At 63.1% G+C, this 20,753-nt stretch carries 23 protein-coding genes; 15 read left to right on the top strand and 8 right to left on the bottom strand.

Annotated elements, in window-relative coordinates; genetic code table 11:
• Positions 1–152: 152 nt before the first annotated feature.
• The 4 genes from rpsM (at position 153) to rplQ (ending at position 2,611) form a co-directional block, all read left to right on the top strand.
• Positions 153–521 (top strand): 30S ribosomal protein S13, encoded by a 369-nt coding sequence (gene rpsM / locus V8J83_RS15275; RefSeq protein ID WP_339987296.1) that lies wholly within the window; start codon positions 153–155, stop codon positions 519–521.
• 15 nt (positions 522–536) lie between these two features.
• Positions 537–926, top strand: a complete 390-nt coding sequence (rpsK, locus tag V8J83_RS15270; RefSeq protein ID WP_339987295.1) for a 30S ribosomal protein S11 — start codon at positions 537–539, stop codon at positions 924–926.
• A 108-nt stretch (positions 927–1,034) separates the two neighbouring features.
• A complete protein-coding gene (locus V8J83_RS15265; RefSeq protein ID WP_339987294.1) occupies positions 1,035–2,051 on the top strand; it encodes a DNA-directed RNA polymerase subunit alpha in 1,017 nt (338 codons plus the stop codon).
• Between the two features lie 140 nt (positions 2,052–2,191).
• Positions 2,192–2,611 (top strand): 50S ribosomal protein L17, encoded by a 420-nt coding sequence (rplQ, locus tag V8J83_RS15260; RefSeq protein ID WP_339987293.1) that lies wholly within the window; start codon positions 2,192–2,194, stop codon positions 2,609–2,611.
• 84 nt (positions 2,612–2,695) lie between these two features.
• Here rplQ and V8J83_RS15255 read toward each other — a convergent pair whose 3' ends face one another.
• Entirely contained in the window at positions 2,696–2,872 is a 177-nt protein-coding gene (locus tag V8J83_RS15255; RefSeq protein WP_339987292.1) for a hypothetical protein, read from the bottom strand.
• A 90-nt stretch (positions 2,873–2,962) separates the two neighbouring features.
• On the opposite strand from V8J83_RS15255, the gene V8J83_RS15250 reads away from it, so the two are divergent.
• From V8J83_RS15250 to V8J83_RS15200, 11 genes are all read left to right on the top strand, one after another.
• Positions 2,963–3,574: a helix-turn-helix transcriptional regulator gene (locus tag V8J83_RS15250; RefSeq protein WP_339987291.1), complete on the top strand. Its 612-nt coding sequence runs from the start codon at positions 2,963–2,965 to the stop codon at positions 3,572–3,574.
• Positions 3,575–3,652: 78 nt separating this feature from the next.
• Positions 3,653–4,240 carry an acyl-homoserine-lactone synthase gene (locus V8J83_RS15245; RefSeq protein ID WP_339987290.1) on the top strand — a complete coding sequence of 196 codons (588 nt, stop codon included), beginning with the start codon at positions 3,653–3,655 and terminating at the stop codon, positions 4,238–4,240.
• Between the two features lie 132 nt (positions 4,241–4,372).
• Entirely contained in the window at positions 4,373–5,683 is a 1,311-nt protein-coding gene (locus V8J83_RS15240; protein ID WP_339987289.1) for a replication-associated recombination protein A, read from the top strand.
• Positions 5,684–5,913: 230 nt separating this feature from the next.
• Positions 5,914–6,291: a fluoride efflux transporter CrcB gene (gene crcB / locus V8J83_RS15235; protein ID WP_339987288.1), complete on the top strand. Its 378-nt coding sequence runs from the start codon at positions 5,914–5,916 to the stop codon at positions 6,289–6,291.
• Positions 6,288–7,334: an RluA family pseudouridine synthase gene (locus V8J83_RS15230; protein ID WP_339987287.1), complete on the top strand. Its 1,047-nt coding sequence runs from the start codon at positions 6,288–6,290 to the stop codon at positions 7,332–7,334. Before crcB ends, V8J83_RS15230 begins: the two co-directional genes overlap by 4 nt.
• Complete coding sequence (locus V8J83_RS15225) at positions 7,331–8,008, top strand: HAD-IA family hydrolase (protein ID WP_339987286.1); 678 nt, start codon at positions 7,331–7,333, stop codon at positions 8,006–8,008. Before V8J83_RS15230 ends, V8J83_RS15225 begins: the two co-directional genes overlap by 4 nt.
• Positions 8,005–8,721 (top strand): ATP12 family chaperone protein, encoded by a 717-nt coding sequence (locus tag V8J83_RS15220; protein ID WP_339987285.1) that lies wholly within the window; start codon positions 8,005–8,007, stop codon positions 8,719–8,721. The genes V8J83_RS15225 and V8J83_RS15220 overlap by 4 nt, the downstream gene beginning before the upstream one ends.
• A 235-nt stretch (positions 8,722–8,956) precedes the next feature.
• Positions 8,957–9,973, top strand: coding sequence for an amino acid ABC transporter substrate-binding protein (locus V8J83_RS15215; protein ID WP_339987284.1), 1,017 nt, complete (start codon positions 8,957–8,959; stop codon positions 9,971–9,973).
• 136 nt (positions 9,974–10,109) lie between these two features.
• Complete coding sequence (locus V8J83_RS15210) at positions 10,110–11,387, top strand: amino acid ABC transporter permease (protein ID WP_339987283.1); 1,278 nt, start codon at positions 10,110–10,112, stop codon at positions 11,385–11,387.
• 1 nt (position 11,388) lies between these two features.
• Positions 11,389–12,711, top strand: coding sequence for an amino acid ABC transporter permease (locus V8J83_RS15205; protein WP_339987282.1), 1,323 nt, complete (start codon positions 11,389–11,391; stop codon positions 12,709–12,711).
• A 14-nt stretch (positions 12,712–12,725) separates the two neighbouring features.
• On the top strand, positions 12,726–13,523 hold the full coding sequence (locus V8J83_RS15200; RefSeq protein ID WP_339987281.1) for an amino acid ABC transporter ATP-binding protein: 798 nt from the start codon (positions 12,726–12,728) through the stop codon (positions 13,521–13,523).
• A 91-nt stretch (positions 13,524–13,614) separates the two neighbouring features.
• On the opposite strand, the gene V8J83_RS15195 is transcribed toward V8J83_RS15200, so the two are convergent.
• The 7 genes from V8J83_RS15195 to V8J83_RS15165 form a co-directional block, all read right to left on the bottom strand.
• Complete coding sequence (locus V8J83_RS15195) at positions 13,615–14,115, bottom strand: SixA phosphatase family protein (RefSeq protein ID WP_339987280.1); 501 nt, start codon at positions 14,113–14,115, stop codon at positions 13,615–13,617.
• Positions 14,112–14,759: a ferredoxin gene (locus tag V8J83_RS15190; protein ID WP_339987279.1), complete on the bottom strand. Its 648-nt coding sequence runs from the start codon at positions 14,757–14,759 to the stop codon at positions 14,112–14,114. The genes V8J83_RS15195 and V8J83_RS15190 overlap by 4 nt, the downstream gene beginning before the upstream one ends.
• Before the next feature lie 5 nt (positions 14,760–14,764).
• Positions 14,765–15,622 (bottom strand): acetylglutamate kinase, encoded by an 858-nt coding sequence (argB, locus tag V8J83_RS15185; protein WP_339987278.1) that lies wholly within the window; start codon positions 15,620–15,622, stop codon positions 14,765–14,767.
• A gap of 127 nt (positions 15,623–15,749) precedes the next feature.
• Complete coding sequence (yihA, locus tag V8J83_RS15180) at positions 15,750–16,400, bottom strand: ribosome biogenesis GTP-binding protein YihA/YsxC (protein WP_339987277.1); 651 nt, start codon at positions 16,398–16,400, stop codon at positions 15,750–15,752.
• Positions 16,397–17,134: an MOSC domain-containing protein gene (locus V8J83_RS15175; protein ID WP_339987276.1), complete on the bottom strand. Its 738-nt coding sequence runs from the start codon at positions 17,132–17,134 to the stop codon at positions 16,397–16,399. The genes yihA and V8J83_RS15175 overlap by 4 nt, the downstream gene beginning before the upstream one ends.
• Positions 17,131–19,020, bottom strand: coding sequence for a membrane protein insertase YidC (yidC, locus tag V8J83_RS15170; RefSeq protein ID WP_339987275.1), 1,890 nt, complete (start codon positions 19,018–19,020; stop codon positions 17,131–17,133). The genes V8J83_RS15175 and yidC overlap by 4 nt, the downstream gene beginning before the upstream one ends.
• 176 nt (positions 19,021–19,196) lie before the next feature.
• Positions 19,197–20,726 carry an EAL domain-containing protein gene (locus V8J83_RS15165; protein WP_339987274.1) on the bottom strand — a complete coding sequence of 510 codons (1,530 nt, stop codon included), beginning with the start codon at positions 20,724–20,726 and terminating at the stop codon, positions 19,197–19,199.
• Between the last annotated feature and the right edge of the window lie 27 nt (positions 20,727–20,753).

Raw genomic sequence — 20,753 nt, 5'->3', positions numbered from 1 at the left:
ATTGACCTTTCGGTCGCCAAGTCATAGTTACCGCCATCTCCGCAGGAATCACTCTGGGCGGAGCGTATAGAAGCCCGGGAAAAATCGCCCGGGCTTACGTTGTGAAAACAGGGCCTGGGATTACGGGCTCGCAACCGAAGGATATGCCACACATGGCACGTATTGCCGGGGTTAACCTCCCCACGTCCAAGCGCGTCCCGATTGCGCTGACCTACATCACCGGGATTGGCCACACCTCCGCCGCAGCGATCTGCGAAGCGGTTGGCATCGACGGGACCCGCCGTATCAACGAGCTCAGCGATGCAGAGGTTCTGCAGATCCGCGAGCACATCGACGCCAACTACAGCGTTGAGGGTGACCTGCGCCGCGAGACGCAGATGAACATCAAGCGCCTGATGGATCTTGGTTGCTACCGTGGCCTGCGCCATCGCCGCAACCTGCCGGTTCGCGGTCAGCGCACCCACACCAACGCACGCACCCGCAAAGGCCCTGCAAAGGCCATTGCCGGCAAGAAGAAATAAGGGAGGGCTGGACACATGGCACGTGATCGTCGTCCCGCAAAGAAGAAGGTTTCCAAGAACATCGCCACCGGCGTTGCGCATGTGAATTCTTCGTTCAACAACACGAAAATCCTGATCTCTGACGTACAGGGCAATGCGATCGCATGGTCGTCCGCCGGTACGATGGGCTTCAAGGGCAGCCGCAAGTCCACGCCGTTCGCCGCCCAGATGGCCGCCGAAGACGCGGGCAAGAAGGCGCAGGACCACGGCGTGAAAACGCTTGAGGTCGAAGTGCAGGGCCCCGGTTCGGGCCGTGAAAGCGCGCTGCGTGCCCTGGCGGCCCTTGGCTTTCAGATCACGTCCATCCGCGACGTGACCCCGATGGCCCACAACGGCTGCCGCCCGCCCAAACGCCGCCGCGTCTAAGGTGGCCGGACTTCTTCCCGGGCTGCGTTTTCGCGCGGCCCGGATTCGTCATTTTTACCTCGAGTGTGTCCGGGATGGATCCCCCCGACACGAGCATGGAGGCGACGCATGATCCACAAAAATTGGCAAGAGCTGATCAAGCCCACACAGCTGGTAGTCCAGCCGGGCAATGACCCTGCGCGGAAGGCGACGGTTGTCGCGGAACCGCTTGAGCGGGGCTTTGGCCTGACGCTTGGCAACGCGCTGCGCCGCGTTCTGATGTCGTCGCTGCAAGGCGCGGCCATCACGTCGGTTCAGATCGACGGCGTGCTGCACGAGTTTTCGTCGGTGCCCGGTGTGCGCGAAGACGTCACCGACATCGTGTTGAACCTCAAGGGCGTCGCGATCCGCATGGAAGCCGAAGGGCCCAAGCGGGTTTCGATTTCCGCGAAAGGGCCGCGCGTTGTGACGGCGGGTGATATCTCCGAGTCCGCGGGGATCGAGATCCTGAACAAGGATCACGTGATCTGCCACCTCGACGATGGCGCCGACCTCTACATCGAGCTGACGGTCAATACCGGCAAAGGCTACGTCGCCGCCGACAAGAACCGGCCCGAGGATGCGCCCATCGGCCTGATGCCGATCGATGCGATCTATTCGCCGGTCAAAAAGGTGTCCTATGACGTGCAGCCCACCCGTGAGGGCCAGGTTCTGGATTACGACAAGCTGACGCTGAAGCTTGAGACCGACGGCTCCGTGACGCCGGATGATGCCGTGGCCTATGGCGCGCGCATCCTGCAAGATCAGCTTTCGATCTTCGTGAACTTCGACGAGCCGGAATCGGCCACACGTCAGGACGACGAAGACGATCTGGAATTCAACCCGCTTCTGCTGAAGAAGGTTGATGAGCTGGAGCTTTCGGTGCGGTCCGCGAACTGCCTGAAGAACGACAACATCGTCTATATCGGTGATTTGATTCAAAAAACCGAAGCGGAGATGCTGCGCACGCCGAACTTTGGGCGCAAGTCGCTCAACGAGATCAAGGAAGTGCTGTCCGGCATGGGCCTGCACCTCGGTATGGATATCGTGGATTGGCCGCCCGACAACATCGAAGAGCTGGCGAAGAAGTACGAAGACAACTTCTGATCCAATGTAAAATGCCCGGCTGATCCGGGGAAAATATGGCTTGCGGCTTAGGCCGCTGGCCCAAGGAGAGGGCCCCGCACGCATGGGGCCCCGGACAAAGCAAAAACGCCCGTAGAGGGCACCGAATTTGGAGATATACAATGCGTCACGCTCGCGGATACCGCCGCCTGAACCGGACCCACGAACATCGCAAGGCGATGTTCTCGAACATGGCCGGCTCGCTTATCGAACATGAACAGATCAAGACGACGTTGCCCAAGGCAAAGGAACTGCGTCCGATCGTTGAGAAGTTGATCACGCTGGCCAAGCGCGGCGATCTGCACGCGCGCCGCCAGGCAGCATCGCAGTTAAAGCAGGATCCGTTCGTCGCCAAGCTTTTTGACGTTCTCGGCCCCCGCTACGCTGACCGCTCGGGCGGTTATGTCCGCATCATGAAGGCGGGCTTCCGCTATGGCGATATGGCCCCGATGGCGATCATCGAATTCGTTGACCGCGATGTCGATGCCAAAGGTGCCGGCGACCGCGCTCGTGTCGAAGCGGAAGAAGTCGCCGAAGACTGATACACCGCACCAGCGCCAAAAGTCACAACCCTCCGGCCTTGTCGGAGGGTTTTTCGTTTGGGCAATGGTTCGGATGCGGTCGGCCTAACGCTCGGACGGATTCATCGCTGCAGGTTCGGCGTCGTCGCCACCGGGCCTGCGCGGCACGATGTCATCGGTTTCCACCGGCGTTTCGCCGAGGAATTCCAGAAGGTCGCGGCGCGGTTCAGAAGACATCTTCATGAGACGCGCGAAAAGACCGGGTTCGATCCTTTTGATCATTCGTCTCACCTTTAAACTAAGGCTTAATGATCCCGCTTGACCGCGTTTCGAGCAACCTATCTAAATGGACATGTCCATTTGGTGGGTTAGATGACTAAAGCGCCGGTTCTAGACCTTTTGCTGCACGAGCTATCGTTAGCGGCGCCCGCAGGCTTCGCAGTCGGTTTACACATTCGCTACGTCTCGCCGCTAATCATGGTCAACACATACCCCGATGCCTGGCAGGAGGTTTACACCTCCAAGCTCTACGGGCTGAGGGATCCGACACTTGCCTGGGGCTTGAGCCATACCGGAACGCGACGGTGGAGCCAGATCGGCCTTCCGGACCCGTTCGGCATACTGGAAGAAGGGGCCGAATACGGACTGAGATACGGGATGATCGCATCCATCGGTCCGATGTCATCGCGCACGATTGCCGGGGCCAGCCGGGACGACCGCGAATTCACCGAAGATGAAATGGAGCTTGTACATCGGATCGTGCAGCGCATGCACGATCTGTCCGAACCGCCGGCCCGCCTGTCCAAGGCGCAAGCCGACGCACTAAAACGCATCGCGGAGGGGGACCGCCATGCCGCTGCAGCCGCCAAGCTCGGCATATCCGAAAGCGCGTTCAAGGCGCGCCTGACGTCCGCACGTCAGAAACTGATGGCCCGGACGACGGCGGAAGCCGTGCAAAGGGCCAAGGAATACGGATTGATTTGAGCCGAACGGGCAGCAGTCGTGCATGAGAGCCATCTGCGCGGTGCGTCGTTGATTACGATTCACCTCACGGAGGCGCACATGCAAATGACCACACTCTCGTTCGAGAACTTCCACCGGCACGGGCCGCTGTTCACGAACATGCTCAAGGCCCGCCATCGGACATTCATCGAGGAGATGGGCTGGGAAATTCCGTCAGAAGACGGGATGGAGTTCGATCAATACGACACCGCGCAGAGCCGGTGGGTTTGTGTCCATGATGGCCTGCGGGTTCTGGCGGGGGTGCGGTTGACGCCGACGACGGCATCTTGCGGGATCTACAGCTATATGGTGCGGGATGCGCAGAGGGGGTTGCTCGACTCGATCCCGGCGAACCTTCTCGATGAGCCAGCGCCGGTTGCGGAGCATATCTGGGACGCGAACCGATTGTTTGTGGCCGAGGGCGTGGAGACGGAGATCCGGCGCGATGTTCAGATGTCGCTGATGGGGCATATGGTGCGCTCGGCGCGGGAACTGGGGGCGACGACGCTTCTGGGGCTGTTGCCGATCGGGATCCCGCGGTTGGGTCGTCGGCTGGGCATTGATATGGAGGCCGGTGGGCCGACGATGAAGATCGGCGGCGTGGCGCATCGGTGCTACTTCGTCTCGATGGCGTCGAAAATGCACTGACGGCGCGTGGTTGATGGGGGTTGCAAGGTTGCAACCCCCACCTAACCAACAGATATAATGAGATAAATTCCATCTTGTTTACACTTTCTTAACCCTTGCTGCCCCGCAAGCACGGGCGTAGCCTCGCGCATCATGGCGGATCTGTTCGATACATCTGCGGCGGCGCAAGACGCGCCGAAGGGGCCGCGCCCTTTGGCCGACAGGTTGCGGCCTGCCGCGCTTTCGGACGTGATCGGGCAGAGCCGCCTGCTTGGGCCGGAGGGCAGCCTGCGGGTGATGCTCGACAGTGGATCGCTTTCGAGCCTGATCTTCTGGGGACCGCCGGGCGTTGGCAAAACGACCATTGCGCGGCTGCTGGCAGATGAAACCGATCTGCATTTCGTGCAGATCAGCGCGATTTTCACGGGCGTGCCGGATCTGCGGAAGGTGTTCGAAGGCGCGAAGATGCGGCGCGAGAACGGGCGCGGCACATTGTTGTTCGTTGACGAAATCCACCGCTTCAACAAAGCGCAGCAGGACAGTTTCCTGCCGCATATGGAGGATGGAACGATCCTTTTGGTGGGGGCGACGACGGAGAACCCAAGCTTTGAGTTGAACGCCGCCGTCATGTCGCGGTCTCAGGTCATGGTGCTGGAACGGTTGAGCGACGACGATCTTGAGGCGCTTCTGGCGCGGGCGGAGGCGGAGTTGGACCGCAAGCTGCCGCTGCTGCCCGAGGCGCGGGTGTCGTTGCGCGAGATGGCCGATGGGGACGGGCGCGCGTTGTTGAATCTGGTGGAGCAGGTCGCCGCGTGGAAGGTCGAACCGCTCGATACCAAGGCGCTGGGCGCGCGGTTGCAACGGCGCGCGGCGCAATACGACAAGTCGGGCGATGCGCATTACAACCTGATTTCGGCGCTGCACAAATCGATGCGCGGGAGTGACCCGGATGCGTGTCTGTACTGGTTCGCGCGGATGTTGGAGGGGGGCGAGGACCCAAGATATCTGGCGCGGCGCATGGTGCGGATGGCGGTGGAGGATATCGGATTGGCCGACCCGCAGGCGCAGCGCGTGTGCCTTGATGCATGGGAAACCTACGAGCGGTTGGGCAGCCCGGAGGGGGAATTGGCGCTGTCTCAGGCGATCATCTATCTGGCGCTCGCCCCGAAATCGAACGCGAATTACGTGGCCTACAAGGCGGCGCGGGCAAGCGCGAAGTCGACTGGGTCGGCGATGCCGCCCAAACATATCCTGAATGCGCCAACGTCGATGATGAAGGATCAGGGCTATGGCGAAGGCTATGCCTATGACCACGACGCGGAGGATGGGTTTTCAGGGGCGAATTACTTCCCCGATACGATGTCACGCGCCCGGTTCTATGAGCCGAAGGAGCGCGGGTTCGAGCGCGAGTTGAAAAAGCGGGTGGAGTGGTTTGACGGGTTGCGGAAGAAGCGGAAGGGGTGATGGGGCGGCTTTGCGCCCCAGCGGGTTAGCAGCGGGCTGAAGGCCCGCCCCGCTATTGCCGACCCGTCCCACCGGGTTGGCGATTTGGTTGGGCTTGGTGCCTCGTACGGGCGGAGTCCTGATCTGGCATTCATAAAGTGCCTTGAATCACTGTTGGATCGCCATCCCGCCGGGTCGGCGACAGCGGGGCTGCCGTTGACATCCCGCGCGGCGCGCCCCATCCCGCCTCTATGACAGCGATCCTGCAAGTTGCCCTCGGCGGCGCCATTGGCGCGGTGCTTCGATACCTGACGGGTGTCGGGATGATCCGCCTGTTCGGGGCGGGGGCGTTTCCGTTGCCGATCCTGACGGTGAACATCATCGGATCGTTCCTGATGGGGGTGTTTGTGGTGGTCGCGGCGCAGCGCGGGCTGACGCATTTGTCGCCGCTGGTGATGACGGGGCTTCTGGGTGGGTTCACGACCTTCTCGGCCTTCTCGCTGGAGGCGGTGACGCTGTATGAGCGGGGCGATGTGGGGCAGGCGGCGGCCTATGTGGCGGCGTCGGTGGTGTTGTCGATTGGTGGTTTGATGGCGGGCCTTTGGCTGGCGCGGGGGATCTTCGCATGAGTGGTGTTCAGACGGTTGAAGTGGGCGCGGACGAGGGCGACCAGCGGTTGGACCGGTGGTTCCGCAAGCGGTTCCCGCATGTGCCACAGGGGCGGATCGAGAAGATGTGCCGCAAGGGCGAGATCCGCGTCGACGGTGGCCGGGTGAAGAGTGCTACGCGCGTCGAGGCCGGGCAAAGCGTGCGCGTGCCGCCGTTGCCCGATGGCGCCGCGCCGGTGGTGCATCGCGCGCCCAAGATCAGCGATGCGGACACGGAGATGATGCGTCGCGCGGTGATCTACCGCGACGATCATATCATTGCGCTGAACAAGCCGGCCGGTTTGCCGAGCCAGGGCGGGAGCGGGCAGAGCCGCCATGTGGATGGATTGGCCGAGGTGCTGCGCTTTGGATTGGAGGACAAGCCGAGGCTGGTGCATCGGCTTGATAAGGACACGTCGGGGGTGTTGTTGATGGCGCGCACGCGGGTGTCGGCCAAGGCGTTGACCGATGCGTTCCGGGCGCGGGAGACGCGCAAGATCTACTGGGCCGCCGTGGCGGGGACGCCGTTGCCGAAGATGGGCACGATCAAATACGGGCTGGTCAAGGTGCCGGGGCATGGGCGCGGCGGAGAGAACGAGAAGATGCGCGCGGTGATGCCCGACGAGGTGCGCGACGTTGAAGGTGCCAAGCGCGCCGAGACGGATTACGCGGTTCTGTCGAACCTTGGCGGCCGGGTGAGTTGGTGCGCGTTGGTGCCGATCACGGGGCGGACGCATCAGCTGCGTGCGCATATGGCCGAGATCGGGCATCCGATCATCGGCGACGGCAAATACGGCGGGTCCGGGCAGGAGAATCTGGGCGACGGTTGGGGCGCGCAATTGGGCGGAGAGATCAGTCGCAAGCTGCATCTGCATGCGCGGTCGTTGTCGTTCAAGCATCCGTTTTCGGGGGCGATGGTGAACCTTGTCGCGCCGTTGTCCGAGCATATGGCGAAGACGTGGGACACGTTGGGCTGGCATGCGTCGGATGTGCCCGCCGATCCCTTCGCGGAGGAGCCGTTTTGAGCCTGAGGCTGGTGATTTTCGACGTGGACGGGACGTTGGTGGACAGCCAGGCGCATATCCTGGCGTCGATGGAGGGCGCGTTCGCGGCGCATGGCCTGGCGGTGCCGGGTCGCGAAGCGGTGCTGGGGGTCGTGGGCCTGTCGCTGCCGCAGGCCTTTGCGCGGCTGGTGCCGGAGCGCGGGGATCTGTGGGAGGGGCTGACCGCGGCCTACAAGGACACGTTCGCGGGGCTGCGGATGTCGGGCGATGCGGCGGTGTTGTCGCCGTTGTTCCCCGGTGCAGAGGCGGTGCTGCGCGCCTTGGCAGAGCGCGATGATCTGCTGTTGGGGGTGGCGACGGGGAAGTCGAAGCGGGGGTTGGATCATTTGATCGACCTGCACGGCTGGGCGCGGGTGTTCCAGACGGTACAGGTGGCGGATTTCCATCCGTCCAAGCCGCATCCGTCGATGGTGGAGGCCTGCCTTGCGGAAACGGGCGTGGCGGCGGGCGCGGCCGTGATGGTGGGCGATACGACGTTCGATATCGAGATGGCGCGCGCGGCGGGCATTGCGGCGCTGGGCGTTGAATGGGGCTATCACCCGGCGGAGGATCTGGCGGCGGCGGGGGCGGCGCGGAACCTGTCGCGGTTCGACGACTTGCCCGAGGCGATAGAAGAGGTTTGGGCGCTGGCATGACGGAATGGAAAGCGAAACGGTTCTGGGATGCGGTGGATGTGGTGCCGAGCGAGCGCGGTGGATATTCCGTGCTGCTTGACGGACGGGTTGTAAGCACGCCGGGCAAGCTGCCGCTGGTGTTGCCGACGCGGGCGCTGGCCGAGGCGGTGGCCGCGGAATGGCGCGCGCAGGAGGGGGAGCTTCAGCCGCTGACGATGCCCAACACGCGCTCGGCCAATTCGGCGGTGGAGCGGGTGATGCCGCAGCATGCGGAGGTCTGCGATATGCTGGCCGCCTACGGCGAGACCGACCTTCTGTGCTACCGTGCGCCGGGTCCGGAGGCCTTGACGCGAAGTCAGGCTGAAGCGTGGGATCCGCTGCTTGATTGGGCGGAGTCACGGTATGGAGCGCGGCTTGTGAGCATCGCCGGAGTTCTGCCGGTCGATCAGGCCCCCGCCGCTCTGGCTGCGTTGCGGGCGGAGGTGCACCGGATCGAGGCATTCCCGCTGACGGCGCTGCATGACCTGATCACGTTGACCGGGTCGCTGGTGGTGGGCCTCGCGGTCGCGGAAGGGCATATTTCGGTCAATAAAGGTTGGGATTTGAGCCGAATCGATGAGCAGTGGCAGATCTCCCAATGGGGCGAAGATGACGAAGAGCAGCGCATGGCGGATGCCAAACGCGCCCAACTTGTGCATGCGGCATCGTTCTGGAGCCTGTGCTTCGCCGAGTGATGCCGAGCGATGCACCGTCCAGCACTGGTTGCATAAATTGCAGGCATGAGCCGCAAAACGCCTTGGGAAAGAACTGTTTCCGGGTTGCTTTTGGACCGCCTTACCCTTGACCTTATGCACAGGATTTGCCCATTTTGGGGGTGGCGAGGGTGGACAAGGCCCTCCCGGCATATGCCAAGGCCCGACGGGCGACCAAAATGATCCCGTAGGGCGTTTCCACAGGAAGAGGTAAACAATGAAAAAATCCGTATTTCTCGGCACGCTTGCGGCCAGCGCACTGCTTGCCGGTGCTGTCTCGGCCCAAACACTTGCTGAGGTTCAGGAGCGTGGTTCGCTGAACTGTGGCGTGACCACCGGTCTGACCGGCTTCGCAGCTCCCAACGCCGAAGGCGAGTGGGAAGGCTTCGACGTCGGCGTCTGCCGCGCGGTTGCCGCGGCTGTTCTTGGCGATCCGAGCGCCGTTGAATTCGTTCCGACCACTGGCCAGACCCGCTTCACCGCGCTGGCATCGGGCGAAGTCGACATGCTGGCTCGCAACACCACGTGGACCTTCTCGCGCGACGTCGATCTGGCGTTCGAATTCACCGGCATCAACTACTATGATGGTCAGGGCTTCATGGTTCCGCGCGAATTGGGCGTGTCCTCGGCACTGGAACTGGACGGCGCAACCGTCTGCATCCAGACCGGCACCACGACCGAGCTGAACCTGGCTGACTTCTTTGCCTCGAACAACATGAGCTACGAGCCCGTGCCGATCGAGACCAACGCCGAAGCTCAGCAGCAGTACCTGGCCGGTGCATGTGACGTCTACACCACCGACGCCTCCGGCCTGGCCGCGACGCGCGCCACGTTCGAAGATCCGGCGGCACATGTCGTTCTGCCTGAGATCGTCTCGAAAGAGCCGCTCGGCCCGCTGGTTCGCCACGGCGACCACGAGTGGGGCGACATCGTCCGCTGGACGCTGAATGCGCTGATCACGGCAGAAGAGCTGGGCGTGACCTCGGCCAATGTCGGCGAAATCGGCGGTTCCACCGAGAACCCCGAGATCAAGCGTCTTCTGGGCACCGAAGGTGAACTGGGCGCAATGCTTGGCCTCGAAGCTGACTGGGCGGCCAATGCCATCGCGGCTGTCGGCAACTACGGTGAGCTGTTCGAAGGCAACATCGGCGAATCCACCCCGATCGGTCTGGCCCGTGGCCTGAACGCTCAGTGGACCGATGGCGGCCTGCTCTACAGCCCGCCGTTCCGGTAAGATCCAATAGCGAAGGGCGCGGGCACAAAGCTCGCGCCCTTCTCACTTAAGGACCCACGCCACGCTCAGGCACCACAGGAACCGCACAAGACGGTTCGAGCCGCGGCGGGCGCCACCAACGACAGGGGGCCAGACGATGGCATCGATTTCCGACCCGCCGGCAGAGGGGTTCCGGCTCAGCCAGCTTATCTACGACACCCGCTACCGATCGATGACCATTCAGGTGGTGGCGTTCTTATTGATCATGTTGGGTCTGGTTTGGTTGGCGAACAATGTCGTCAGCAACCTTCAGGCGCTTGGCAAGGATTTCGATTTCGGGTTCCTTGGCAACCGTGCCGGATACGATATCAACCAGCGTCTTATCGAATATTCCAACGATTCCACCCACGGCCGTGCGGCTGTTGTGGGCATCCTGAACACGCTTCTGGTTGCGGTTCTGGGCTGTATCGCGGCGACGATCCTTGGCGTGATTGCCGGTGTCCTGCGCCTGTCGAAGAACTGGATCGTGTCACAGCTGATGTCGGTCTACGTGGAAGGGTTCCGCAACATCCCGCTGCTTTTGTGGATCCTGGTGATCTTCGCGGTGATGACCGAAGGCACCCCGCAGCCGCGCGATTTCCGGGGCGAGAACCCGGAAGCGTCGATGATCCTTGGCGAGTCGGTCGCGATCACGAACCGCGGCATCTACATTCCGAACCTTGTGTTCAATCGCTCGCTTGGCGGCAATGAGGTCGACGCCGAGACCGGTGCGGTCGTGGCATCGGCCAGCACCGGCGATATCCTTCTGCTTCTGGCGGTGATCATCGCCGGGTTTGTCGCGTCGGGGTACATCGGACGCCGGGCCAAGGCGATCCAGGAAAGCACGGGGGTCAGGCCGCCTGGGACGTTCTGGATGCGATTGGGGGCGATATTCGTGCCCGCCATCATCGTGCTCTTTGCGCTGGGTGCGACGCTAGATTATCCCGAGTTGACCGGGTTCAACTTCAGCGGCGGCATCCATATGCGCAATTCTCTGATCGCGCTGTGGTTTGCTCTTTCCCTTTATACCGGTGCTTTCATCGCCGAGATCGTGCGCGCTGGCATTCTGGCCGTGAGCAAGGGGCAGACCGAGGCCGCATTCGCGCTTGGCATGCGTCCAAGCTGGACGATGAACCTTGTGATCCTGCCGCAGGCTTTGCGGGTGATCATTCCGCCGCTGATTTCGCAATTCCTGAACCTGACCAAAAACTCGTCGCTGGCGATTGCCGTGGGCTACATGGATGTGCGCTCGACGCTTGGGGGGATCACGATCAACCAGACGGGTCGCGAGTTGGAGGGGATGCTTCTGTTGGGGGTGTTCTACCTGATCACGTCGCTGATCATTTCGGGCGCGATGAACATCTACAACAATTCCGTCAAGTTGCAGGAGCGGTGATATGAGTGAAATTCACGCAGAAACCGCCTATGTCCGCACCGAGATGTTGCCCGAGCAGACGCCACCAATCACGGCGGCGGGGCCGGTCAAATGGATGCGGGAGAACCTGTTTTCCTCGTGGCTGAACGCGATCCTGACCATCGTGTCGGTTTTCGTGATCTACTACGTCCTGAGCGGGATCCTGCCTTGGATGGTGAATGGCATCTGGGACGCAGGCAGCCTGAGCGAATGTCGCGAAATCCGCGATGCGCGCGGCGGCAGTGGCGAACATGGCGAAGGTGTTGCCTGTTGGGCGGTGCTGGGGGACCGGTGGCATCAGTTGATGTTCGGGTTCTATCCGTCGGAGCTTTATTGGCGGCCGATCCTGTCGTTTGCGATCTTCCTTTTGGCACTTGCGCCGGTGCTGTTCGACACGCTGCCGCGCAAGATGTTCATCCTGACCGCTGCCGCGCCGTTCGTTTGCGCGTGGCTGTTGTGGGGTGGGACCATCTGGGGCCCGATCGCGATTGCGCTTGGCTTTGTCATCGGGTGGGCGGTCTACAAATTCGGTGTGCCGGCAATCGGAACGCTGGGGGCGACCATCGGGGCCATCGTGGTGCCGATCCTGTACTGGCTTTTCGTGGCCGGGCCAGTGGCCGGCGGATTGTCGGGTATCCTGCCCATCGGGATCGAAGCGGTGCCGTCGGATGATTTCGGCGGCTTCCTCCTGGCCTTTGTGATTGGCGCATCGGGGATCATCCTGTCGATGCCTTTGGGGATCATCCTGGCGCTGGGTCGGCAATCGGATCTGTTCATCATCAACAAGTTCTCGGTGATCTTCATCGAGGTGATCCGGGGCGTGCCGCTTATCGTGTGGCTGTTCACGGCGTCGCTTCTGTTGAACTACTTCCTGCCGCCGGGGACCAATTTCGACCTGATGCTGCGGGTGATCATCATGGTGACGCTATTCTCCTCGGCCTACATCGCCGAGGTGATCCGGGGGGGGCTCGCCGCCCTGCCGCGGGGGCAGTACGAGGGGGCCGACAGTCTTGGCCTCAACTACTGGCAGTCCATGCAGCTGATCATCCTGCCGCAGGCGCTGAAAATCTCCATCCCCGGTATCGTGTCGTCGTTCATCGGCCTGTTCAAGGACACCGTTCTGGTGGTGTTCGTGGGCCTCAGCGATCCCATCGGGTTCTCCAACCTGATCCGGGCCACAACCGATTGGAACGGGATTTACTGGGAACTCTTCATCTTCATCGGGCTGTGCTTCTTCATCTGTTGCTACGGCATGTCCCGCTATTCGCAGTGGCTGGAGCGCAAGCTTCGCACCGATCATCGTTAAAGGAGGCCTGATCCATGGCTGATACGAACATGGCAGAAGAGCGCACAATCGACCGCTCGCAAATGAAGGTCTCCGATGAGGTGGCCATTGATATCCAGGGGATGAACAAGTGGTACGGGACGTTCCACGTCCTGCGCGACATCAACCTGACGGTGCAGCGCGGTGAGCGGATCGTGATCTGCGGGCCGTCGGGGTCGGGCAAGTCGACGCTGATCCGATGCATCAACGCGCTGGAGGAACATCAGCAGGGGTCGATCACAGTCGATGGCACGCTTTTGTCCAACGACCTGAAGAACATCGACAAGATCCGGTCGGAGGTTGGCATGTGCTTCCAGCACTTCAACCTGTTTCCGCATCTGACGATCCTTGAAAATTGCACGCTGGCCCCGATCTGGGTGCGCAAGACGCCCAAGAAGGAAGCCGAAGAAACGGCCATGTATTTCCTTGAGAAGGTAAAGATCCCCGAGCAGGCCGACAAATACCCCGGCCAGCTTTCCGGTGGTCAGCAGCAGCGCGTGGCCATCGCGCGCAGCCTGTGCATGCGGCCGCGGATCATGTTGTTCGATGAGCCGACCTCGGCGCTTGACCCGGAGATGATCAAGGAGGTGCTGGATACGATGATCCAGTTGGCCGAGGAAGGCATGACGATGCTGTGTGTGACCCACGAGATGGGCTTTGCCCGGCAGGTCGCGAACCGCGTGATCTTTATGGACGCGGGTCAGATCGTGGAGCAGAACGAGCCAGAGCCGTTCTTCACCAACCCGCAAAGCGAGCGTACGCAGCTGTTCCTGAGCCAGATCCTGGGTCACTGACGCGCCACATCACGCGAGATCAGAGGCGTCCGTTTCCGAGAGGAGGCGGGCGTTTTTCATTGCATGTTTAGGGAACAAGGATGGTCGGCGATCAGCCCGGATCAGGCAGGTCGCGCGGCGTGGTGAAGTGGGTGAGCGTGCCGGTGGACAGTTTGGTCCAGGGCGTGTCGATGGTCAGGACCGTGGTGGCGCCGGTCGGATACATCGCGAAGCGTTCGTCATTGGCGGGCGTCTCGGCCAGTTGCCATGCGAGCGTGGCGATGCCGGGATTGTGGCCGATAAGGGCGACGCAGGAGCCGGTGGCGGCCCGCAAGGCGCCAAGCATGATATCCGGCTCTCCGAGGTAGAGGGCGCGGGAGAGCGTGGGCGCGGGCGCGTCGAGCAGGCTGGTGGCGATGCCGGCGTAGGTTTCGCGGGTGCGCATGGCGTCGGAGCAGAGCACCTGATCCGGGCAGAGGTCGTGTTGAGCCAGAAACGCGCCGAGCCGAGGGGCGGCGCGGCGCCCCCGCGGGTTCAGGGGGCGGTCATGGTCGTTCTGATTGGCGGACCAGTCGGATTTGCAATGCCGGATCAGGATGAGGGTCCGGGTCATTTGTGGAACTGCCGCATGTGGTAGGCCGATTGGTCCGTGTTGCGGGCGAAGTCCTGGCTGATCGGGCAGACGCGGCGCGCCTTGCAGCCGTTTTCCATGCAATCGGCCCCTTCGGGCGTGTCGAGAAACGCGTGGCAGGCGGCGGTGTCGTAGCCATCTTCGCTCAGCGCATCGACCGGGCAGGCGGTTTCGCAAGGGGCGTGGCACATCAGGCACGGGGTGAGGCGCGGCGGCGTAAGGTCGATGGTTTCGCGCAGGGCCAGCGCGCCCCGGAACGAGATCATCAGGCCCTGGTCGTTGTGCACCAGAAGCGAGACCGGGCTGGCATGGATGGAGCCCGATTTGAGCGCCCAGGAGATGAACGGATGCCACGGCGGGCCACCGAAGGGGAACAGGGCGGCGGCGTCGAGCGTCTCGGCGATGCCGGTGATCACGCGGGTCGACCAGCGGTTCATCGGGTCGGGTTCGCCATCGCGCGCTTCGGGTTCGGTGTTGAAATGTGGCCAGAAGCCGGGTTCGGACGGGGCCAGCAGCACAAGCGTACCGGTGCCGTGGGGTACGGCGTCGTCGGAGGTGGGATGGAACGCGCCCACAATCGTCAGGTGATGGGGCGCGGCGGCGCGGGCGATGTTGTCGTAATCCATGTGCGTCACGCCCGGATCATGGAGCCGGCGCCGTGTTCGGTGAACAGCTCCAGCAGGACGGCATTGGGCACGCGGCCATCGACGATGGTGCAGGCGCGCACGCCCGCGCGCACGGCCTTGAGCGCGGTTTCGGTTTTGGGGATCATGCCGCCCGCGATGGTGCCATCGGCGGTCATGGCGTCGACATCCGCCGCGCTGAGTTCGGTGACGACGTCGCCGTCGGCGTTCTTCACGCCCGCGACATTGGTCAGCAGAAGCAGGCGATCGGCTTGCAGGGCGGCGGCAATCGCACCGGCGGCAGTGTCGCCGTTGATGTTGAACGTCTCGCCGTTCTGGCCGATGCCGAGGGGGGCCACGACGGGGATCATGTCGTCTTCGAAGAGGTTGTTGAGCACGGCGGGATCGACATCGGCGGGCTCGCCCACGAAGCCGAGATCGGGATCGGCGGGTGTGCAGAGGATCAGGTTGGCGTCTTTGCCCGAAAGGCCCACGGCGCGGCCGCCTTCGGCGTTGATCGCCTGCACGATGCGTTTGTTGACGCGGCCCGAGAGGACCATTTCGACGACCTCGACGGTGGCGGCGTCGGTGATGCGCTTGCCGTCCTTGAACCGGCTTTCAATGCCGAGCTTGGCGAGCATGTCGTTGATCATCGGTCCACCGCCATGGACCACGACGGGGTTCACGCCGACCTGCCGCAGCAGCACGATATCGCGGGCGAAACTGGCCATTTCGGCATCGTCGCCCATGGCATTGCCGCCGAATTTGACGACGATGGTCGCATCGTTGAAGCGTTGCAGGTAGGGCAGCGCCTCGGAAAGGGTGCGGGCGGTGGCGAGGTAGTCGCGGGTCATTTGTTTTCTCATGCGGAGGCCGGAATCGCGTCGGGTCGGGCGTGAGGGTATTGTGGCGACGACTTGGGGGCCAGCCCCCAAAGCCCCCGAGGTGTTTGGGAAGCAAAGAGGGCGCGCGCGCGCGGACCTGATGCGTGGGTTACAATGTGGCGATGGTGGCGCGCAGGGTGGCGATGCCGTCGCTTTTTTCCGACGAGGTCAGGATCAGTTCGGGGAAGGCGGCGGGGTGTTTGGCCAGCGCCGTGCGGGTGCGGGCAAGCGAGGTGTCGAGGTCCTTGCCCTTGACCTTGTCGGCCTTGGTCAGGACGACCTGAAACGGGACGGCGGCCACATCGAGGAGCGACATGATTTCGTCATCCACGGATTTCGCGCCGTGGCGCGCGTCGATCAGCACAAAGGCACGGCGCAGGGTGGCCCGGCCTTGCAGGTAGGCTTTCAGCAGGGCCTGCCATTGCTTGACGACGGGCAGGGGCGCTTCGGCATAGCCGTAGCCAGGGAGATCGACGAGGTAGTGGCTGTCGGTGAGGGTGAAATAGTTGATTTCCTGCGTGCGGCCCGGCGTATTGGAGGCGCGCGCAAGGCCCTTACGGTTGGTGAGCGCGTTGATCAGGGTCGATTTTCCGACATTGGAGCGCCCGGCAAAGCAGACTTCCGTGCGGTCGGCAGGGGGCAGGCCGTCCATGGCGACGACGCCTTTGAGGAACTCGGCCCCGGCAGCAAAGAGTTTGCGGCCCCGTTCGGCGGTGGCGTCATCGGGCGCATCGGCGAGGGGGAAGGGCAGCGCGTTCATGTGCGGGTCACCGTGTCACCGGTCGCGATGGTGCCGGCGCTGCGCACCATGGCGTAGACGCCGAGATCCTGATGGCCCCATCCGTCTTCGAGACCGCGCAGGGTGTTGGCATCGCGGCGGCCGGTTTCGGGGTTGGCCTCGGTCGCGCGGCAGCGGGTGATGGGTTCGATCACCTCCAGCCGGGCATCCCCGATCGACAGGGTCTTGCCCACGAGGTCGAATTCTTCCCACGGCGCGAGGCCTTCGACGAGAAGGTTGCCGCGAAACCTGCGCGGATCGAGGCTTTGGCCAAGCTTCTGGCCGAGCGCGCGCAGGGAGGCGGCGTTGAGGATGGAGATCGAGGCGAAGGGCGCATCGCTCATGCCTTCGGGCGGTGCGGGAACAAGGGCCGCAGGCGCGGGGCGCTCGGCGGGGTAGATCGGAGCGAGCCAGTCGAACAGGGCCGCATGGTCGCGGGTCGGGTCGACGGTGATGTCGGGGCGGTCGGGGTGGGAGAAGTGGAAGACCTCCCCCTCCGACCGGGCCATGACCGCCATCAGCGACGGACCCTTGGCGCCGCGCAGGAAGTTGCGGCACGACCGCCAGCCGTCGGACGCATCGCCGCCACTTTCCAGCACCGCCCAGGCACGATCACCGGGCACGGGACGGTTTGCGGCCAGATCGACGCGGTCCAGCGGCTCGGCGCCAATACCCTTGATCGGGTGCCGCCAGATCCGGTCGAGGGTCCAGGTCATGCCCCGTCTTTCGGCTTCTTTTTGAAGCTGGAGCGGATGTTGCCGAAGATATCGGGCGTGTAGCCCTGACTTTTCATGATCGCGTATTGCTGCATGAAGGTCAGCGTGTTGTTGGCGATCCAGTAGACCAGCAGGCCCGAGGCGAAACCACCCAACATGAACATGAACACCCAGGGCAGCCAGGCGAAGATCATCGCCTGCGTCGGGTCGGTGGGCGCCGGGTTCAACTTTTGTTGCAGCCACATGGTGATGCCCAGAAGGATCGGGAGAATGCCGATGAAGATCAGGGCAAGGATGCTTTCGGGGTTGGGCGCGGCGTTCGGAAGCAGGCCGAAGAGGTTGATGATCGACGAGCTGTCCGGCGCGCTGAGGTCATTGAGCCAGCCGAAGAACGGCGCGTGGCGCAGTTCCAGCGTGACGAAAATCACCTTGTAGAGCGAGAAGAAGATCGGGATCTGCAGCAGGATCGGCAGGCAGCCACCGGCGGGGTTCACCTTGTTCTTCTTGTAGAGCTCCATCATGCCTTTCTGGAGCTTCTCGCGGTCATCGCCGGCGCTTTCCTTGAGCTTTTCCATCTCGGGTTGAAGCTCTTTCATCTTGGCCATCGACACGTAGGAGCGGTAGGCCAGCGGGAAGAGGATCGCCTTGATGATGAACGTGAGCGCGATGATCGCTACGCCCATGTTCCCGATCAGACCGTTGAGCCAATGCAGCAGCCAGAAAATCGGCTTGGTCAGGAAGTAGAACCAGCCCCAGTCGATGGAATCGATGAAGCGCGCGACCTGCGGGCGGTCAGCCTCCTGTTCGGCGCCGAAGAGGGAGGCGAAAAAGCCCGGCTCGGCGTTTTCATAATCGCGGATCACCTCGGCCTCTTTCGCGCCTGCGAAGAGCTGCGTGGTCACCTCGGCGCTTTGACCGGGCGCGATGGCCATGAACGGCAGGCGCGCCTCGGTCTGGTAGATGTCGGCGGAGGGGACGTATTTGATGACGGTGGTGAAGCCCTGGCCATCTTCGGGGATGAGTGTGGTCATCCAGTATTTGTCGGTGAAGCCGATCCAGCCGTTGGCCTCCACGTCGACGAGTTCGGCAGGAGCGCCTTCGCGGGCGATCTGGTCGAGGTCGGGCAGATCGTCATAGCCGATTTCGTCGAGCTGGCCGTCCACTTTGCGCACGACGCCTTCGTGCAGGATGAAGAAATTCTGCAGATCAGAGGGCAGGCCATGGCGGGCGACAATGCCGTAGGGGGCAAGGTTCACCTCGGTGTCGGTCGTGTTTTCGACCGATTGGGTGACCTGGAACATGTAGTTTTCGTCGATCTCGATGGTGCGGCGGAAGATCAGGCCGCTGCCATTGTCCCAGCTCAGCGTGAGGGGGCTGTCGGGGGTCAAAGTCGCGCCGCTCTCGACTTCCCATGGGGTGTTCGAGGTGGGCACGTCGTCGTAGGTCATGCCCGACGAGGGGCGCCAGCCGTAGAGCGCGTAATAGGGGTCGTCGCTTCCGACGGGGGCAAGCAGGCGGACGATTTCGTCGCCATCGACTTCGGTGAAGTAATTGCGCAGCGACAGGTCGTCGATGCGTCCGCCCAGAAGCGAGATGGAGCCTTCGACGGCGGGCGTTTCGATCTGGATGCGGTCCGCCTCTGCAAGCGCAACTTCGACCGGGGTTTCACCGGTTCCTGCGGCGGCTGTCGTCGCCTCTTCGGAGGGGGGTGTGAGCGCGATTCCGGTATCGGCGGGTGCAGTGCCGGTTCCGGTTTCCGCCGATGGCGGGATGGCGTTGGGATCGTCAAGTGGCGGCTCGGGTGGTGGGAACAGCAGGAACCACACAAGGATCACCACAAAGCTCAAGCCCGTGGCGAGGATCAGGTTTCTGTTCTGATCGTCCATTTCGGCGACACCTCTCCGCGCGTTTGTCCTTACTTAGAAGGCTTTTGGGCCCATCCAAGACGGAATGGGCCAATCCCACGCGGTTCAACAGAAGGGGCGGCGGAAGGTCAAGGGGCGAAATCGGCGCGGCGGGGGGCTTTGGGCCGCGGTGATGCGGGTTCAATGGCGCAGTTGGGTCAGCCCATGCGCCGGTCGTCGAGGCGGATCGGTTTGCCGGCCGCGTCGCGCGCGCGCACCCAGTCGGCGAGCTGATCGGCGCGCATCGGGCGTGCCACGCCGAAGCCCTGCACGTGATCGCATCCGAGCCTCGCCAAATGGGCTGTTTCGTCGCGCGTTTCGACGCCGGTTGCGATGGTTTGCATGGTCATGGCCGACGCGAGTGCGATCGTGGCGCGCAAGGCTTGGTCCTTCTTTGGGTCGGTTTGAAGGCCCAGGACAAGGGCATGGTCGATCTTGAGACGATCCACGCGGAAGCGTTGCAGGGCCAGAAGGGGCACGGCCGCGGAATTTGGTGTGGTGAGATCAATCCGGTGCCCGTTGGCCTTCAGGGCTGCCAGATTGGCCACGGTTGTATCGTCGGCGTTATGTGCGATGGTTTCGGCAGTGACTTCGATGGCAATGCGGTTGTGTGCGAGCCCATATCGGACCGCTTCGGCGTTCAAAGTGTCGATGAGTTGTGCATCCTGCAGATCGTCCCGCGACAGGCCGATCGACACAGCGGGGACACGGGCGCCGGCCGCATCGAAGCCGCCAAGCGCCTTGGTGGCGCAGTGGATCATGGTGCGACCGAGCTGCCCCATCTGGCCGGATGCTCTGAGGGCAGCCTCCATCTCGGCGGGAGACAGGCGCCCATGCTTGGGGTGATCCCAGAACGGGATGGCGGCAACCCCGGTGACAGCCTCGGTTTGGGCGCAGATCTGCGGTTGATACCAGATGTCTATCGCGCCGGATTGCAGGGCATCTTCCACCTCGGTGCTCAATTGCGATGCGGCACTGCGCGCGCGCCCCATGCCATCCGCATAGGCGCGTATGGAGCCGGGTCCGTGACATTGCGCCTCCGTCAAGGCGGCTTCGGCGGCCTTCAGCGTGGCGTCGGCGGGGTTCGCTGCGCGGCGGCGCAGGGAGGAATGGCCGATCCCGACACTAATCCGGAGGACCGCACCGTTCACTGGCAATGGGTCCTGCGTGACCTGAGACAGGCGCTCGGTGATCGTGTCGCGAATGCCGAGGCGCGCGGCGGGCATGCTGGCCAGGACAATGCCGAATCGCGCGTCCCCCAGTTTGCAAAGGATATCGGCGGATCGAAGCGCCGTCCTGAGCCGATCCTCGGTGCGTTGCGCGATGCCGAGCGCGGCATCGAACCCCCAGGTGCTGATGATATCGGCCCAGGCGTCAATTTCGACCATCAGGCAGACGGTGTCGCGTCCATCGGCGGCGGTGACAGCGTCGAGCGCCTCTTGCAGGCCGGCCTTGCCAATGCGCGTATCGGCCTTCGCGGCGGGAACCGTGCGCCGGGCGGGAAGGATCACCGCGCAAGCCAGCAGAGCCGAGAGCCCCACGGCGGTTACAAGCGCGATATTGTCGAACCCGAACCAATCGGCGGTCAGCACGATCAACGGAAACAGCGCCAACACCTCGATCCGGCCAAGCCCCGATTGCGCGCGCTGGCCGATCCACTGCGTTATCGCGATCTGTGGTCGCGCCATAGGTCTTCTCCCGCTGAGGCCGGTTTT

It is taken from the genome of Gymnodinialimonas ulvae, from assembly GCF_037543845.1.
GTDB lineage: Bacteria > Pseudomonadota > Alphaproteobacteria > Rhodobacterales > Rhodobacteraceae > Gymnodinialimonas > Gymnodinialimonas ulvae.
The sequence above is the reverse complement of the archived record's forward strand: the minus strand, read 5'-3'. Positions and strand labels throughout refer to the sequence as shown.